Below are 14,560 nucleotides of genomic sequence, written 5' to 3' on the forward strand. Positions count from 1 at the left end.
TGAGTCCCCCGTGACCGCCGACCCGACCGCGCCCGCCCGCGCGACCGCGCCCGCCGGCGCGACCGCGTCGTCGGCGACAACGCCCGAGACGACCAGGACGACGGGGCCGACGACCTCCGCCTCGCCAACCGAGTCCGCGGGCGTTCCGAACGAGCGCACGTCGTACGCGACCGTGAAGGCCGTGATCAAGGACCCCGACCTCGGACACACGATCACCGCGGTTCGCGTGGCCCGCCATCTCAGCTGGCCGACTGGACAGCCGATCGGCGCGGCGCAGTTCGAGATCGTCGGCGTGCGACTGTCTGCGACGGCAGGCTCGCGCTACTCGGCGACCATCGACCCGCAGATGTTTACGCTCGTCACGTCGAGCCCCAAGCAAACGGTCACCCCGACCAATGAGTTTGCATCCCGTTGGAGGGCCACACCGCTGAAGGCAGCTCAGCGTGCGGCAACGACCTCTGGCTGGGTGTTCTTCAAGGTCGACCGCGGCACGACGAGCGCGCTCAAGCTCGGCTTCAACCGCCCGGCGTACCAGGTCAGCACGACCGGCAAGAAGCTGCCGGCCAAGACCTTCACCGCCGTCCTGACGAAGTAGTCGCGGACGAGGTAGTCGCGGACGAGGTAGTCGCGGACGAAGTAGCCGCCGCTAGAGGGTCTCGCCGAGCAGCACGGGCTCGTTGACCAGGGAGACCCCGAAGGCGTCACGCACGCCGTCGCGCACCTGGCGCGCGAGCGCCACGACGTCGCCCGCCGTGGCGCCACCGCGGTTGGTGACCGCCAGCGTGTGCTTCGTCGACAGCGCCGCCGGAGCGGGCAGACCGAAGCCCTTGCCGAACCCGGCGTGCTCGATGAGCCACGCCGCGCTCGTCTTGACCCGGCCGTCGGGCTCGGCGAACCGCGGAGGTGTCGGGCCCTCCCAGCCGAGCCGCTCCCCCACCCGCTCGACGAGGTCGTCGAACTGCTGCCGGCTGAGGATCGGGTTGGTGAAGAAGGACCCGCACGACCACGTGTCGGGGTCGGCGTCGTCGAGCACCATGCCACGGGAGCGGCGCTGCTCGAGCACCGCCTCGCGGGCGTCCTGGAGCGGCACCCGCGTGCCGAGCGGGACGTCGAGGCCCTTCGCCAGGGCGGCATACGCGACGGGACGGCTGAGGTCGGCCACCTCGAACTGGAAGAGCACGTCGAGCACGACGTAGCGGGCGTTTCCCTTGAAGAGCGAGTGCCGGTAGGTGAAGGCGCAGTCGGCGTTCATGAAGGTGCGCACGGTCTGCTCCCGGCGATCCCACGTGCGCACCTGGGCGACCGTCTGCGACACGTCCTGGCCGTAGGCACCGACGTTCTGGATCGGCGTGGCGCCCGTGCGGCCCGGGATGCCGCTGAGCGCCTCGACGCCCGCCCAGCCCTCCGCGACCGCTCGCTCGACGACGTCGTCCCAGACCTCGCCCGCCGCGACGCGCACCATGGCTCCACCGCAGGAGTCGGCGGACTCGGGCGTGACGCCGCTCGTGACGATGTGCACGACGGTGCCCTGGAAGCCGTCGTCGGGGACGACGAGGTTCGAGCCCCCCGAGAGGACGAGCAGCGGCTCGTCGGCGTCGTCGACCTCACGAACGGCGTCGACGAGCTCGTCGGTGGTCTCGACCGTGACGAGCCGGGCGGCCGGGCCGCCGACGCGCATCGTCGTCAGGGTCGACAAAGGGACGTCGTGATCCTCGCGCACGCGCTGGCCCCTGTTCAGTCGAGCCGTGCGACGGCCAGGGCCCGGCCCAGGACCTTCTCGCCCGCGGCGGTCGCGGTCAGCTCGACCGTGACCTGCTTCGTCTCGGGGTCGGCCGACTTGACGACGCCGGAGACCTCGATGTCGGCGCCCGTGTCGTAGGGCACCACCACCGGGCGCGTGAACCGCACGCCGTACTCGACGACGCGGCCGGCGTCGCCCACCCAGTCGGTGACCAGGGTGACGGCCGAACCCATCGTGAACATGCCGTGCGCGATGACGTCGGGCAGGCCGACCTTCTTCGCGAAGGGCTCGTCCCAGTGGATGCGGTTGCGGTCGAGGGACGCCCCGGCGTACTGGACGAGGCGGGCGCGGTCGACGTGGACGGTCTGCGGCGGCAGGGCGTCACCGACGGAGACGCTGTCGAACGCCCGCACGGTCGTGTGGTCACGCGGCTGGGTGCTCATCACTCGCCTCCTCGGATGACGATCGTCGACGTGGCCGTGCAGACCGGCTCGCCCGCCTCGGTGGCGAGCTCGGTGCGGGTGGTCACCATGGCGTGCCCGCCCGCCTCGCGCACCGCGTCGACGTGGAGTGTGCCGATGACGGCGTCACCGGCCGTGAGCGGGCGGTGGTGGGTGAAGCGCTGCTCGCCGTGCACCACCCTGGAGAAGTCGATGCCGGCCTCGGGGTCGCGGATCAGCTGTGCGTCGCACTGCTGGGCGATGAGGACGGCGAACGTCGGCGGTGCGATGACGTCGGCGTAGCCGCGGGCCCGGGCGACCTCGGCGTCGACGTGCACGGGGTCGGCCGAGCCGACCGCCTCGGCGAACTCGCGGATCTTGGCGGCACTGACCCGGTAGGTCTCGGTGGGCGGGTAGACCCGGCCCTGGAAGTCTGCGTTCACCGGCATACGGGCACCCTACCGACCGCCGGGGTCAGCGGCTCGGGGCGTCTCGACCCGGCCGTCAGCGGCGCCGGACCGGCCGGGAACGACGACGCTCCCCCGGCCGGTGGCCGAGGGAGCGTTGACGTCGAGCGCTGGGGTCAGCGGGTCTCGCGGTGCTCCGTGTGCTTGCCACACTTCGGGCAGAACTTGTTCATCGCGAGACGGTCGGGGTTGTTCCGACGGTTCTTCTTCGTGATGTAGTTGCGGTCCTTGCAGTCCACGCACGCCATCGTGATCTTGGGACGGACGTCGGTGCTCTTGCTGGCCACGGCAACCTGCTCTTTCGGGAACGTACGGGGTCTTCTGTCGTCTTGCGACGGGTGTCGCGCGGCGCGTCACGCGTTCCGGGCTCCCGGGTGACACGCAGGCGCGACGTCCTAGGTTACGCGACACCCCGGCGATTGGAGAAATCGACGTCGGTGCGCGCGGAAGTGGTAGCGGGAGCGGGGCTCGATCCCGCGACCTCACGATTATGAGTCGTGCGCTCTAACCAGCTGAGCTACCCCGCCATGGGCTGCCGCCCCGGCCTCCTCGCGATGCCGCGAGATGGCCGGGACCGGCGGCCCAGAGCCCCAATAGGGAATCGAACCCTAGACCTTTTCCTTACCATGGAAACGCTCTGCCGACTGAGCTATTGGGGCACGGCCGACGCTGTGGAACCGTCACGAGAACGGGCCCGCTTCGACCTGCTGTGCGACGGCGAGACTACACGGTCGCGGCCACGGATACGAAATCGGGCGGTGCCCGTGCGCGGGACCTGCCCGCCCGACGCCGTCGGGGTGCTCGCGGCGCGCGCTCGCGGGGTCAGCCCTCGGCGTCGTGGTCGGCGAGCGCCTGCTGCGCCGACTCCTCCTCCTGCTCGCGCCGATCGCGTACGCCGGTCGCCTCGTCGAGCTCGGCGGTGACCTTCTCGAGCCGGCCCCGGGCCGTCGCCAGCCGCCGCTCGAGGTCGGCGATTCCCTCGGTCACCTCCTCGTGGCGGGCCGTCAGCACCGCCACCTGCCGGTCGGCGTTGCGCAGCTCGGACCGGGCCGTCTCGAGCGCCGCCTGCAGCCGGGCCCGCGCCGCAGCTCGCTTGGCCCTGCGCCGCTCCTCGAGGTCGACGGCCTCGTCGCCCTCGTCGCCCTCGTCGCCCTCGTCGTCCGCGCCGTCCCCCGCTGCGGCGCCCGCGCCCCCGCGCAGCACCGACAGCGACGGCCGGCGGGTCCCGTCCTCGCCGCCGTCGGTCCCGAGCGCCACGACGTCCTCCACGTCGACGGAGCCGAAGCCCGAGTAGCTGAGGGCGCGCACCAGCGAGCCGGTGAGCACCGAGGCCTCCGCGTCCTCGTCGGCGATGAGGGCGGTCAGGGTGTCGCGCACCTCCTGCGCCACCCCGGCACCGAGCTTCTGACCGGCCTCGGCCGACGTCTCGGCGATGCGGTCGGCCAGGGCGTCGACGCGCCTCGACCGCTCCCGACCGAGCAGGCGCAGCTGGTCGGCGTCGAGACTGCGCTGGGCCTCGCGGAGCAGCTCGGCGAACTCACGGAAGTCCTCGAGCTCGTCGGCGTGCTCGCGCACGAAGTGGTTGACCGCCCACGCTGCGACCGTCGGCTTGCGCAGGGCCCCGATCGAGGTGGCCAGCTCCTTGTCGCCGGCCTGCTTCGCCACGGCCACCAGCTCGGACCGCAGCGGCGTGAAGCGGGACGGCAGGGCGGCATACAGCTGCTCGACGGCGGCGCGCAGGTGCAGGATCACGCGTGCATCCTCCCGCAAACCCGCTGGTGCGGCGCGGCGCGGACGGGCAGGCTGGTCGCGTGATCTGGATCTGTGCGACCTGCGCCGTGGAGACCGACGACCTGACGCAGCCTCCACCCGAGTGCGAGGTGTGCGAGGACGACCGGCAGTGGGTGCCCGCCACGGGGCAGCGGTGGACGACCCTCGACGAGCTGCGCGAGGCCGGGACCCGCATCACCGTCGCCCCCGTCGAGCCCGACCTGTGGGGGCTTCGTGCCGATCCCGAGGTCGGCATCGGCCAGCAGACGATGGTCGTGCGCACCCCCGAGGGCCTCCTGCTCTTCGACTGCGTCGGCTACGTCGACGACGCCGCCGTGGAGCTCGTGCAGTCGCTCGGTCCGACGCTGGCCGTGGCGGCGAGCCACCCCCACATGTACGGCGTGCAGACGGAATGGGCCCGGGCCCTGGGCGGCGTGCCGGTGCTCGTCGCCGACCGCGACGCCGAGTGGGTGCGGCGCAAGGACCGGCTCGTCGAGCTCTACAACGAGTCTCGCGAGGTCGCACCCGGGCTGACCCTCCACCGCGTCGGTGGGCACTTCCGCGGCCAGGCCGTGGTCGAGTGGCAGGCCGGCGCGGAGGGGCGTGGCGTGCTGCTCGCGGGCGACGCCGTCTTCCCCAACCCGGACCGGAGGTCGGTCAGCTTCCTGCGCAGTTATCCCAATCGGATTCCCCTGTCGGGCAACGTGGTCCAGCGTGTCGCAGGTCAGCTCGAGGGGCTGCACTACGACCGGCTCTACAACAACTTCGGGGCCGTGGTGCCGCAGGACGCCAAGGCCGTGGTGCGGTTCTCGGCCGACCGGCACGCCGCGTGGACCCGCGGCGACTTCGACCACCTCACCTGACGTCGCGAGAGGGCCCACGGTCGGGCTACGCGGTCGGGGAACGCGGTCGCCCGGCCGCAGCCGGCCTCCGGTCAGCCGGCCTCGAGCGTCGACTGCTTGTGCGCGGCCCGCGCGCCCGTCTTCTCGGACTCGACGATCCAGTACGGGTCGTCCTCGCTCGCCTTGAACTTCTGCCCGTCGAACGTGAACTCCTTGACGCGCCGCTCGACCGCCGTGCCGGTCGTCCGGCCCTGCGAGGTGTTCCAGTGGACGGTGTCTCCCTTGCTGATCGCCATGGCCCGATCAGAACACGCGCGAGGGCGTCGTGCCAGAGCGAACGGGAGTGGGTAGGTGCTGAGGCGACGGCGTCGTCCGGCGCCGCCTGGAATCAGCTAGAGGAGAAGCGATGAGCGACAACCCGCTGGACCCGGTGAGCGACGACCCGACGACCGAGGGGCCGGCTGACGGCGGAGCCGACACCACCAGCCATGACGGTGGTGCCGACGGCGGAGCCGACACCGCGCTCGGATCAGACACCGAGTCCGACCTCGGTTCCGGCATGGGCTCGGACGCCGGCTCCACGGGCGAGGGCCCGGCGGACGGCGGCGCCGACACCGGCTCTCACGACGGCGGCGCCGACGGCGGGGCCGACACCGAGGGACCCGCTGACGGCGGAGCCGACACGAGCAGCCACGACGGTGGTGCCGACGGCGGGGCCTGATGACTGCTGCCACGACGAGCCGGGTGTCCGCCGCACGGGGCGGGCACTCGGCTCTGCGGCGACTGGTCCCGGTCGACCCCGAGACCTTCGCCCGGGAGCACTGGTCGCGCCGCCCGCTCGTCACGACCTCTGCTGACCTGCCCGGCGGTCTGGCCGACCTCTTCGACGAGGACGCGGTCGACGAGCTCGTGTCCCGCCGCGGCCTGCGCGCGCCCTTCCTCCGGGTCGCCCGCGACGGCCGCACCCTCGGCGACCGCGAGTTCACCCAGGGCGGCGGCGTCGGCGCGACGGTCGCCGACCAGGTCAGTGACGACAAGCTGCTGCGCCTCTTCGGCGACGGGTCGACCATCGTCCTGCAGGGCCTGCACCGCACGTGGGGGCCGCTCATCGACTTCACCCAGCTGCTCGCCGAGGAGCTCGGGCACCCGGTCCAGGCCAACGCGTACGTCACCCCGAGCCAGAGCACCGGCTTCAGCGACCACTACGACGTGCACGACGTCTTCGTGCTGCAGATGGCAGGCGAGAAGCGCTGGCGTCTGCGCGCTCCCGTGCACCCGTCACCGCTGCGCGACGAGCCGTGGACCGACCACCGCGCCGCCGTCGAGGAGGCCGGACGCGCCGAGCCGGAGCTCGAGTTCACCCTGCGTCCGGGCGACGTGCTCTACCTCCCCCGCGGCTGGATCCATTCGGCCACCGCCCTCGGCGGCGTGAGCACCCACCTGACGCTGGGGGTCCACGTGTGGACGCGACGTCACCTCGCCGACGAGCTGGTGCGGCTGGCCCTCGAGTCCGCGAGCCGCGACGAGCGGGTTCGCGCCTCCCTCGGCGTCACCCCGTCGGGCTTCGACCGCGACTCCCTCGGGTCGGACATCGACCTCGTGCGCGAGAGCCTCGTCCGAGAGCTCCAGACGCTCGACGCAGCAGCCGTGGTCGACGCGCTAGAGTCACGGGTGCGCGGCGCCCAGCGACCGGCGCCGATCCAGCCCCTCGCCCAGCTGACCGCCGCCTACGCGCTCGAGCCGGGCACGTGCCTGCGGCTGCGCGCCCACGTCGACGCGCGCCTCGTCCCCGACGAGCACGGCTCGGTGACGCTGCGCAGCCGCCTCGGCGCCCGAGCGGTCGAGCCACACGACGTCGGCACGTTCGTGGCGCTCGTGGGCGGCGGCGTGCTCCGGGCCGACATGGTCGGACTCGAGCTGGCCCGCCGGCTCATGCGCGAAGGACTCCTCGTCTCCGCCGACGACACCTGAGCAACCAGGACTGGCCTCTCAGGTGGCGACGGCGGCCGCCAGGCCGTCGCGTGCGCCGACGAGTGACGGGCCGTACCACGTGAGCAGCCGGCCGCTGACGAGCGAGGTGCGCGCCGTCGTGAACGCCTCGGGACCGTCGTGCGCCGTGAACACGTAGGGCTCGTCGGGGAGCAGGACGGTGACGCCGTCGCGGTCGAGCTCGGCCAGGTCGACGTGGGGGTAGCGCTCGGGTGAGTCGGCCAGCACGTTGCGCCAGCCCAGCCGGGCCACGACGTCGCCGGTGAAGGTGTCGCGACCGACGGCCATCCACGGGTCGCGCCAGATCGCCACCGCCACGTCGAGGCTCGTCTCGGGCACGGGTCCGTCCCACTCGCGTCGTGCGGCCGACAACCAGCCCGGCGTGCCGACGTCGAGCACGTCCACGAAGAGGCGCTCCAGCGAGTCGAGCGCCGCCGGCACCGTCTCGATGTCGGTCACCCACACGGGTATGCCGTCAGCCCGCATCCTCTGGACGTCGAGCTCGCGGTTCTCCTCCTTGTTGGCGACGACGAGGTCGGGCTCCAGTGCTGCGATCGTCGCCCGGTCGGGGTTCTTGGTGCCCCGGACCCGTTGCACCGCGAGGTCGTGCGGGTGGGTGCACCAGTCGGTCGCCCCGACCAGCCGCTCCGGGCACGTCACCGCCAGAGCCTCCGTGATCGACGGGACCAGCGACACGAGGCGGCGGGGCGGCGTCGCGAACGACACGGCACACGCCAGGTCGTCGAGGAGCTCGCGCACGGTCCCTCAGACGTTGCGGCGGTACTGGCCGCCGACCTCGAAGAAGGCCTCGGTGACCTGCTGGAGCGAGCAGACCCGGGCCGCCCGCATGAGCACCTCGAAGACGTTGCCGCCCTCGATGGCGACCGCCTTGAGCTCCTCGAGCGCAGCCTTCGCCTCGACCTCGTGCTCCGCGCGGAACGCGCGGACCCGGGAGAGCTGGCTCTGCTTCTCGTCCTCGGTGCCGCGGGCCAGCACGACCTTGCGGGGCTCCTCCCCCTCGTGCGGGTTGCGGAAGGTGTTGACGCCGATGATCGGCAGGCTGCCGTCGTGCTTGCGGTGCTCGTAGAGCATCGACTCGTCCTGGATGCGGCCGCGCTGGTAGCCGGTCTCCATCGCGCCGAGCACGCCGCCGCGCTCGGTGATGCGGTCGAACTCCTTGAGCACCGCCGCTTCGACGAGGTCGGTGAGCTCGTCGATGACGAACGAGCCCTGCAGCGGGTTCTCGTTCATCGCGAGGCCCCACTCGCGGTTGATGATGAGCTGGATCGCGAGCGCCCGACGCACCGACTCCTCGGACGGCGTCGTGACGGCCTCGTCGAAAGCGTTGGTGTGCAAGGAGTTCGCGTTGTCGTAGATCGCGATGAGTGCCTGCAGCGTCGTGCGGATGTCGTTGAAGTCCATCTCCTGCGCGTGCAGGGAGCGGCCCGACGTCTGGACGTGGTACTTGAGCTTCTGGCTGCGGTCGTTCGCGCCGTACTTCTCCTTCATCGCCACGGCCCAGATGCGGCGCGCGACGCGGCCGAGGACGGAGTACTCGGGATCCATGCCGTTGCTGAAGAAGAAGCTGAGGTTGGGCGCGAAGTCGTCGATCTTCATGCCCCGCGCGAGGTAGCTCTCGACGTACGTGAAGCCGTTGGCGAGGGTGAACGCGAGCTGGCTGATGGGGTTCGCCCCGGCCTCGGCGATGTGGTAGCCCGAGATCGACACCGAGTAGAAGTTGCGGACCTTCCGCTCGATGAACCACTCCTGGATGTCGGCCATCATCTTCAGGCTGAACTCGGTGCTGAAGATGCAGGTGTTCTGGCCCTGGTCCTCCTTGAGGATGTCGGCCTGCACCGTGCCGCGCACGTTCGCGAGGGCGTATGCCGTGAGCTCGGCACGCTCGTCGTCGCTCGGCTCGCGCCCCTCCCGCTCCCGGAACGCGTCGACCTGCTGGTCGATCGCGGTGTTGAGGAAGAAGGCGAGGATCGTCGGCGCGGGACCGTTGATGGTCATCGAGACGGACGTCGTGGGCGAGACGAGGTCGAAGCCGTCGTAGAGCGCCTTCATGTCGTCGAGCGTCGCGATCGAGACTCCGGACGTGCCGACCTTGCCGTAGACGTCGGGTCGCGGGTCGGGGTCGCGGCCGTAGAGGGTCACCGAGTCGAAGGCCGTCGACAGGCGCGTGGCCGGCTGGCCCTCGGAGAGCAGCTTGAAGCGGCGGTTGGTGCGGAACGGGTCGCCCTCGCCGGCGAACATGCGGGCGGGGTCCTCGCCCTCGCGCTTGAAGGGGAAGACACCGGCGGTGAAGGGGTAGTAGCCGGGCAGGTTCTCGCGCCGCAGGAAGCTGACGAGCTCGCCGTGGTCGCGGTAGCGCGGGAGCGCGACTCGGGGGATCTTGTTGCCCGACAGCGACTCTCGCGTGAGGGCGTTGCGGATCTCCTTGTCGCGGATGGTGACGACCTGCTCGTCGCCCGAGTAGGACTCGACGACCGACGGCCACGCGGCGAGCGCGTCGGACACCTCTGTGGGGACGGCCTTGCGGGCGCCGTCGAGCAGCTCCTCGACGCCGTCGGCGGGCGAGCCCGCGTCGGTGAGCTCGTCGCGCACCGACTCGAGGCGCTGCACGCGACTGGCCGCGGCGGCATACGTGCGGGTCTTGTCGTGGTAGCCGCGGACGGTGTCGCTGATCTCGGCGAGGTAGCGCACTCGGGCGGCGGGGACGATGGTCGCGATGCGCGTGGACTGCTTGGTCGTGACTTGGGGCAGCACACCCTCCTCGACCGGCATCCCCTTCTCGGAGAGGAGGGTCCGCAGCTGCTGGTAGAGCGCGGTGACGCCGTCGTCGTTGAAGGTGGCGGCGCTGGTGCCGAAGACGGGCATGTCGGCGGGGCTCTTGCCGAAGGCCTCGCGGTTGCGCACCATCTGGCGGCCGACGTCGCGCAGGGCGTCCTCGGCGCCGCGGCGCTCGAACTTGTTGATGGCGACGACGTCGGCCTGGTCGAGCATGTCGATCTTCTCGAGCTGGCTGCTCGCGCCGAACTCGGGCGTCATCACGTAGAGCGAGATGTCGGAGTAGCGCACGACCGCCGCGTCACCCTGGCCGATGCCGGGCGTCTCGAGGATGACGAGGTCGAAGCCCGCCGCGCGCACGACGTCGAGCACGTCGTCGAGGTGCGCCGGCACCTGGGACTCGCCGCGGGTGGCGAGGCTGCGGAAGAAGACGCGGTCGCCGTCGAGCGAGCTCATGCGGATGCGGTCACCGAGCAGGGCGCCGCCACCGCGGGAGCGGGTGGGGTCGATGGCGAGCACCGCGACGCGCAGCTTGTCCTGCTGGTCGAGGCGCAGGCGGCGCACGATCTCGTCGGTGAGGCTCGACTTGCCGGAGCCGCCCGTGCCGGTGATGCCGAGCACCGGCACGCGTCGGCGGCCGGCTGCATCGCGGATGCCGGTGAGGATGGCCTCGTCGAGCTCACCCTCCTGCGCGCCGGTGATGGCGCGCGCCACGGCCGAGCGGTCGCCGGCGAGGAGCGCCTCGAGGGAGGGCGACCCGATCTCCCACGGGTCGAAGTCGCAGTCGGCGACGACGCGGTTGATCATGCCGGCGAGGCCGAGCCGCTGGCCGTCCTCGGGACTGAAGATCGTGACGCCCGACTCGCGCAGGCGCGCGATCTCGTCGGGCACGATGACGCCGCCACCGCCGCCGACGACGCGGATGTGGTCGGCGCCGTTCTCCTTGAGCAGCTGCACGAGGTACTCGAAGTACTCGACGTGACCGCCCTGGTAGGAGCTGACGGCGACGCCCTGCACGTCCTCCTCGATCGCCGCGTCGACAACCTCCTGGACCGAGCGGTTGTGCCCCAGGTGGATCACCTCGGCGCCCTGCGTCTGCATGATGCGCCGCATGATGTTGATCGACGCGTCGTGCCCGTCGAAGAGGCTGCTCGCCGTGACGAGGCGGACGTGGTGAGACGGGTGGTGGAGATCGCGCTTCGCTGCGTCGGACATGCAAAAATAGTAGGACTTCCTACTAATGGACGTCAACGCGTCTGCGACCTACGATGGCGCCATGACTGCGGACTCGACGAGTGCCGTCCCCGGCCTGGGCTTCGACCCGATCGCGCGCGCCCGCGAGCAGTGGCTCGAGCAGGGCTGGGACGCCGCCGCCGACGGCATGGCCGCGATCACCTCGCTCATGCGCGCGCACCAGATCGTCCTCGCGCGGGTCGAGGCGACCCTCAAGCCGCTCGGCGTGACCTTCGCCCGCTACGAGGTGCTCATGCTGCTGTGGTTCAGCAAGCGGGGGTCGCTGCCGATGAAGGTCATCGGCAGCCGCCTGCAGGTGCACCCCACGAGCGTGACGAACGCCGTCGACCGGCTCGAGGATGCCGGCCTGGTGACGCGCTCGACCCACCCCGAGGACCGCCGCGCCATGCTCGTCTCCCTGACGCCGTCGGGCCGCGAGCTCGCCGAGCGCGCGACCAAGGCGCTCAACACCGAGGTGTTCGAGCAGCCCGACCTCGGGGCCCGCGACGTCCACGCCCTCGTCGACGTGCTGACGCGCCTGCGGCGCGGCGCCGGCGACTTCTGACCCCACGCGGCCACCCGTCCCGTCCCGTCCCGACACCACGCCGGACAGCACGACGGCACGCGACGGCACGCGACGGCACGCGACGCCACGCCCGGCTCGTTGGCGGGACCTGCAGCGCCCGAGCCCGGTTCTCGGCAGACTGGGTCCATGGCCGATGCCCCTCCCCCGCCCGCCGACCACCTCGACTGGCTCGACGAGCAGCGACGTCGCATGCGCACCCTCGTGCGGCGCGCCCAGAACCCCGCCGGCGGCTTCGGCTGGCTCACCGACGACGGCGACCTCGACCCCGACAAGGGCGTCGAGCTGTGGATCACGGCACGGATGACGCACGTGGCCGCGCTCGCGGTGCTCGAGGGCGACTCCGGGTCGGCAGAGCTCGTCGACCACGGCGTCGCGACGTTCACGGAGGGCGGACTGCTGCACGACGCCGAGCACGGCGGCTGGTTCGCCTCGGTGCACCGCGACGGCTCACCCGACATCTCCGACAAGCGTGCCTACGAGCACGCGTTCGTCGTGCTCGCCGCGACCAGCGCGTCGGCGGCGCGCCGCCCCGGCGCGGACGACCTGCTCGACACCGCCCTGCAGACGTTCGAGCAGCGCTTCTGGCGCGAGTCCGACGGCCTCGCCGTCGACGTGTGGGACCGCACGTGGACCGAGCTCGAGGACTACCGCGGGGTCAACGCGAACATGCACTCCTTGGAGGCGCTGCTCGCGGCCTGGGACGTGACGCGCGACCCACGGTGGCTCGGCCATGCGCTGCGCATCACCGAGAACGTCGTGCACGGCTTCGCTCGGTCGTGGAACTACCGGCTGCCCGAGCACTTCGACTCGACCTGGAAGCCGCGTCCCGACTACAACCGCGAGCGCGCGACCGACAAGTTCCGTCCCTTCGGCGTCACCCCCGGCCACCTGCTCGAGTGGGCACGGCTGGCGCTGCACCTGCGTCGCGCCCTGGGCGCCGAGGCGCCGCCGTGGCTGCTCGACGACGCCCGCTCGCTCTTCGACGTCGCGGTGCACGAGGGCTGGCACGTCGACGGCAACGAGGGCTTCGTCTACACCACGGACTTCGAGGGCCACCCGGTCGTGCGTGACCGTCTGCACTGGGTCGTCGCCGAGGCCATCGGGGCTGCCCGCACGCTCGACCTCGCCACGGGAGACCCGACGTATGCCGCGTGGTACGACCGCTGGTGGCAGCACGCGCAGCGCTGGTTCGTCGACGGTGAGCAGGGGTCGTGGAGGCACGAGCTGTCACCCGAGCTCGTCCCGTCGAGCGTTGTGTGGCAAGGACGCCCGGACGTCTACCACGCCTACCAGGCCTGCCTCGTCGGCGCGCTCGGCGAGATCACGTCGTTCGCGGGCGCGCTGCGCGAAGGGGTGCTGTCCTGACCGTCAGCCGATGACGCGGTCGAGCCAGGCGTTGCCGAAGACGCGCTCGGGGTCGACCCGGTCGCGCAGGGCGCGGAAGTCGCCCATCCGCGGGTAGAGCGGTGCGATGGCGTCGGACCCCGCGACGAAGCACTTGCCCCAGTGCGGGCGCGCACCCAACGGCAGCAGCGCCTCCTCGATCGCGGGCAGGACGGCATACACCCGCTCCTCGTCGCGCACCCACGTGAAGTGCACCCCGAGCACGTCGTGACCGTAGGAGCTGCTCAGCCAGTGCTCGTCGGCGGCGACGGTGCGCAGCTCGCACACCTGCAGCACCTGCGCCAGGCGCGGGCCCAGCGCACGCAGCCGCTCGACCGCGGCCAGGGCCTCGGCGCGGGGCAGCAGGTACTCGCTCTGCAGCTCCTCGCCGCGGCTCGGCGTGAACTCCATGCGGAAGTGCGGCAGCCGGTGGAGCCACGGGCCGAACACGCCGCCCTGCTCGGTGACGGACTCGGTGGGCGCCCCCTCCAGCATGTGCAGCGTGCGCGCGGCCGGCTGCGCCCCGTGCAGGTCGAGCGGCGCCTCGTCGACCCGGCTCTTGCGCCAGACCTGCTCGATGCCGGCGTCGGTCCACCGCGTGAACAGGCTGACGCTGTAGGCACTTCGGGTGACCTCTTCGATGTTCTCCACGAGTGACTCCCAGCCCAGTCCGGTGTAGACGTCCTGGCGCACGTCGTAGGTGGGCTCGATGTCGAGGGTGAGTGCGGTGACCACCCCGAGGGCGCCAAGCGACACGATGCTGCCCGGGTGGTCGGCGTCGCCGCGGCTGACGGTGCGCACCTCGCCGTCGGGCCCGACGATGTCGATGGACGCGACCGCCGTTGCGAGAGAACCGTTCTCGATGCCGGACCCGTGGGTGCCGGTCGCGACTGCACCGGCCACCGAGATGTGGGGCAGCGATGCGAGGTTGCCGAGCGCCCAGCCCGCCGCATGAAGCTGCGTGGCGACGTCGCCGTATGCCGCCCGCCCGGTCACGCGGGCCGTGCGGGTCGCCGGGTCGACCTCCACCGTGGTCGGCAGGTCGGTCAGCGACACCAGCACCCCGTCGTCGACGTCGGTGATGTCGGTGAGGTCGGTGAACGAGTGGCGCGACCCCAGGGCACGCACGCGCGGCGCCGCGGCGACGAGCTCCTGGAGGTGCTCGACCGAGCGCACTCGCTCGATGCGCGAACGGTAGGTGTGGTTGCCGGCCCAGTTCTTCTCCGCCGTCACGTCCGTCATGGGCCCAGTCTGGCAAGGGGCCCCACCCGGGCTCGACGAGCAGGCGCCGCGGCCGCGTGGCCGGGCGTTCGCCG

15 protein-coding genes and 2 tRNA genes are annotated in these 14,560 nt (G+C 71.8%); 6 read left to right on the forward strand and 11 right to left on the reverse strand.

The window, feature by feature from the left end; genetic code table 11:
- The first annotated feature begins 10 nt into the window (after window positions 1-10).
- The gene (locus tag ACXR8F_RS02455; RefSeq protein WP_458798585.1) at window positions 11-595 is read left to right on the forward strand and encodes a hypothetical protein; all 585 of its coding nucleotides are present in this window, start codon (window positions 11-13) and stop codon (window positions 593-595) included.
- A gap of 51 nt (window positions 596-646) precedes the next feature.
- On the opposite strand, the gene ACXR8F_RS02460 is transcribed toward ACXR8F_RS02455, so the two are convergent.
- The 7 genes from ACXR8F_RS02460 to ACXR8F_RS02490 all read right to left on the reverse strand — a co-directional run bounded on the left by ACXR8F_RS02460 (window position 647) and on the right by ACXR8F_RS02490 (window position 4,400).
- Window positions 647-1,720 carry a UDP-N-acetylmuramate dehydrogenase gene (locus ACXR8F_RS02460; RefSeq protein WP_045191941.1) on the reverse strand — a complete coding sequence of 358 codons (1,074 nt, stop codon included), beginning with the start codon at window positions 1,718-1,720 and terminating at the stop codon, window positions 647-649.
- A 14-nt stretch (window positions 1,721-1,734) separates the two neighbouring features.
- Window positions 1,735-2,184: a MaoC/PaaZ C-terminal domain-containing protein gene (locus ACXR8F_RS02465; protein WP_458798586.1), complete on the reverse strand. Its 450-nt coding sequence runs from the start codon at window positions 2,182-2,184 to the stop codon at window positions 1,735-1,737.
- Window positions 2,184-2,630: an FAS1-like dehydratase domain-containing protein gene (locus tag ACXR8F_RS02470; protein WP_045191943.1), complete on the reverse strand. Its 447-nt coding sequence runs from the start codon at window positions 2,628-2,630 to the stop codon at window positions 2,184-2,186. The genes ACXR8F_RS02465 and ACXR8F_RS02470 overlap by 1 nt, the downstream gene beginning before the upstream one ends.
- A gap of 134 nt (window positions 2,631-2,764) precedes the next feature.
- Window positions 2,765-2,935: a 50S ribosomal protein L33 gene (gene rpmG / locus ACXR8F_RS02475; RefSeq protein ID WP_034801502.1), complete on the reverse strand. Its 171-nt coding sequence runs from the start codon at window positions 2,933-2,935 to the stop codon at window positions 2,765-2,767.
- 163 nt (window positions 2,936-3,098) lie between these two features.
- A tRNA-Met gene (locus tag ACXR8F_RS02480) sits at window positions 3,099-3,175 on the reverse strand.
- Between the two features lie 59 nt (window positions 3,176-3,234).
- Window positions 3,235-3,307, reverse strand: a tRNA-Thr gene (locus ACXR8F_RS02485).
- A gap of 163 nt (window positions 3,308-3,470) precedes the next feature.
- Window positions 3,471-4,400 (reverse strand): hypothetical protein, encoded by a 930-nt coding sequence (locus ACXR8F_RS02490; RefSeq protein ID WP_458798587.1) that lies wholly within the window; start codon window positions 4,398-4,400, stop codon window positions 3,471-3,473.
- 59 nt (window positions 4,401-4,459) lie between these two features.
- Between ACXR8F_RS02490 and ACXR8F_RS02495 the strand changes: the two genes are divergently transcribed.
- Entirely contained in the window at window positions 4,460-5,281 is an 822-nt protein-coding gene (locus ACXR8F_RS02495) for an MBL fold metallo-hydrolase (protein ID WP_458798588.1), read from the forward strand.
- 71 nt (window positions 5,282-5,352) lie between these two features.
- On the opposite strand, the gene ACXR8F_RS02500 is transcribed toward ACXR8F_RS02495, so the two are convergent.
- On the reverse strand, window positions 5,353-5,556 hold the full coding sequence (locus tag ACXR8F_RS02500) for a hypervirulence associated TUDOR domain-containing protein (protein WP_458798589.1): 204 nt from the start codon (window positions 5,554-5,556) through the stop codon (window positions 5,353-5,355).
- Window positions 5,557-5,666: 110 nt separating this feature from the next.
- On the opposite strand from ACXR8F_RS02500, the gene ACXR8F_RS02505 reads away from it, so the two are divergent.
- On the forward strand, window positions 5,667-5,981 hold the full coding sequence (locus tag ACXR8F_RS02505; protein WP_045191946.1) for a hypothetical protein: 315 nt from the start codon (window positions 5,667-5,669) through the stop codon (window positions 5,979-5,981).
- Window positions 5,981-7,231 (forward strand): cupin domain-containing protein, encoded by a 1,251-nt coding sequence (locus ACXR8F_RS02510; protein ID WP_458798590.1) that lies wholly within the window; start codon window positions 5,981-5,983, stop codon window positions 7,229-7,231. Before ACXR8F_RS02505 ends, ACXR8F_RS02510 begins: the two co-directional genes overlap by 1 nt.
- Window positions 7,232-7,249: 18 nt before the next feature.
- Here ACXR8F_RS02510 and ACXR8F_RS02515 read toward each other — a convergent pair whose 3' ends face one another.
- A complete protein-coding gene (locus ACXR8F_RS02515; protein WP_458798591.1) occupies window positions 7,250-8,008 on the reverse strand; it encodes a helical backbone metal receptor in 759 nt (252 codons plus the stop codon).
- Window positions 8,009-8,014: 6 nt separating this feature from the next.
- Window positions 8,015-11,257, reverse strand: a complete 3,243-nt coding sequence (gene icmF, locus ACXR8F_RS02520) for a fused isobutyryl-CoA mutase/GTPase IcmF (RefSeq protein WP_458798592.1) — start codon at window positions 11,255-11,257, stop codon at window positions 8,015-8,017.
- A 61-nt stretch (window positions 11,258-11,318) separates the two neighbouring features.
- On the opposite strand from icmF, the gene ACXR8F_RS02525 reads away from it, so the two are divergent.
- Both ACXR8F_RS02525 and ACXR8F_RS02530 read left to right on the forward strand, forming a co-directional pair.
- Window positions 11,319-11,840, forward strand: coding sequence for a MarR family transcriptional regulator (locus ACXR8F_RS02525; RefSeq protein ID WP_045192048.1), 522 nt, complete (start codon window positions 11,319-11,321; stop codon window positions 11,838-11,840).
- 147 nt (window positions 11,841-11,987) lie between these two features.
- On the forward strand, window positions 11,988-13,226 hold the full coding sequence (locus ACXR8F_RS02530) for an AGE family epimerase/isomerase (RefSeq protein WP_045191950.1): 1,239 nt from the start codon (window positions 11,988-11,990) through the stop codon (window positions 13,224-13,226).
- A gap of 3 nt (window positions 13,227-13,229) precedes the next feature.
- Here the strand turns inward: ACXR8F_RS02530 and ACXR8F_RS02535 are convergent, their stop codons facing one another.
- Entirely contained in the window at window positions 13,230-14,486 is a 1,257-nt protein-coding gene (locus ACXR8F_RS02535; protein WP_045191951.1) for a D-arabinono-1,4-lactone oxidase, read from the reverse strand.
- Window positions 14,487-14,560: the final 74 nt, after the last annotated feature.

Source organism: Terrabacter sp. AAH1 (assembly GCF_054456855.1).

What these genes read in the sequence shown, in the direction of transcription:
- ACXR8F_RS02465 (WP_458798586.1), bottom strand. Translation starts at nt 2,184, where the DNA reads ATGAGCACCCAGCCGCGTGACCACACGACCGTGCGGGCGTTCGACAGC.
- ACXR8F_RS02470 (WP_045191943.1), bottom strand. Translation starts at nt 2,630, where the DNA reads ATGCCGGTGAACGCAGACTTCCAGGGCCGGGTCTACCCGCCCACCGAG.
- ACXR8F_RS02500 (WP_458798589.1), bottom strand. Translation starts at nt 5,556, where the DNA reads ATGGCGATCAGCAAGGGAGACACCGTCCACTGGAACACCTCGCAGGGC.
- ACXR8F_RS02505 (WP_045191946.1), top strand. Translation starts at nt 5,667, where the DNA reads ATGAGCGACAACCCGCTGGACCCGGTGAGCGACGACCCGACGACCGAG.
- ACXR8F_RS02510 (WP_458798590.1), top strand. Translation starts at nt 5,981, where the DNA reads ATGACTGCTGCCACGACGAGCCGGGTGTCCGCCGCACGGGGCGGGCAC.
- icmF (WP_458798592.1), bottom strand. Translation starts at nt 11,257, where the DNA reads ATGTCCGACGCAGCGAAGCGCGATCTCCACCACCCGTCTCACCACGTC.
- ACXR8F_RS02525 (WP_045192048.1), top strand. Translation starts at nt 11,319, where the DNA reads ATGACTGCGGACTCGACGAGTGCCGTCCCCGGCCTGGGCTTCGACCCG.
- ACXR8F_RS02530 (WP_045191950.1), top strand. Translation starts at nt 11,988, where the DNA reads ATGGCCGATGCCCCTCCCCCGCCCGCCGACCACCTCGACTGGCTCGAC.
- ACXR8F_RS02535 (WP_045191951.1), bottom strand. Translation starts at nt 14,486, where the DNA reads ATGACGGACGTGACGGCGGAGAAGAACTGGGCCGGCAACCACACCTAC.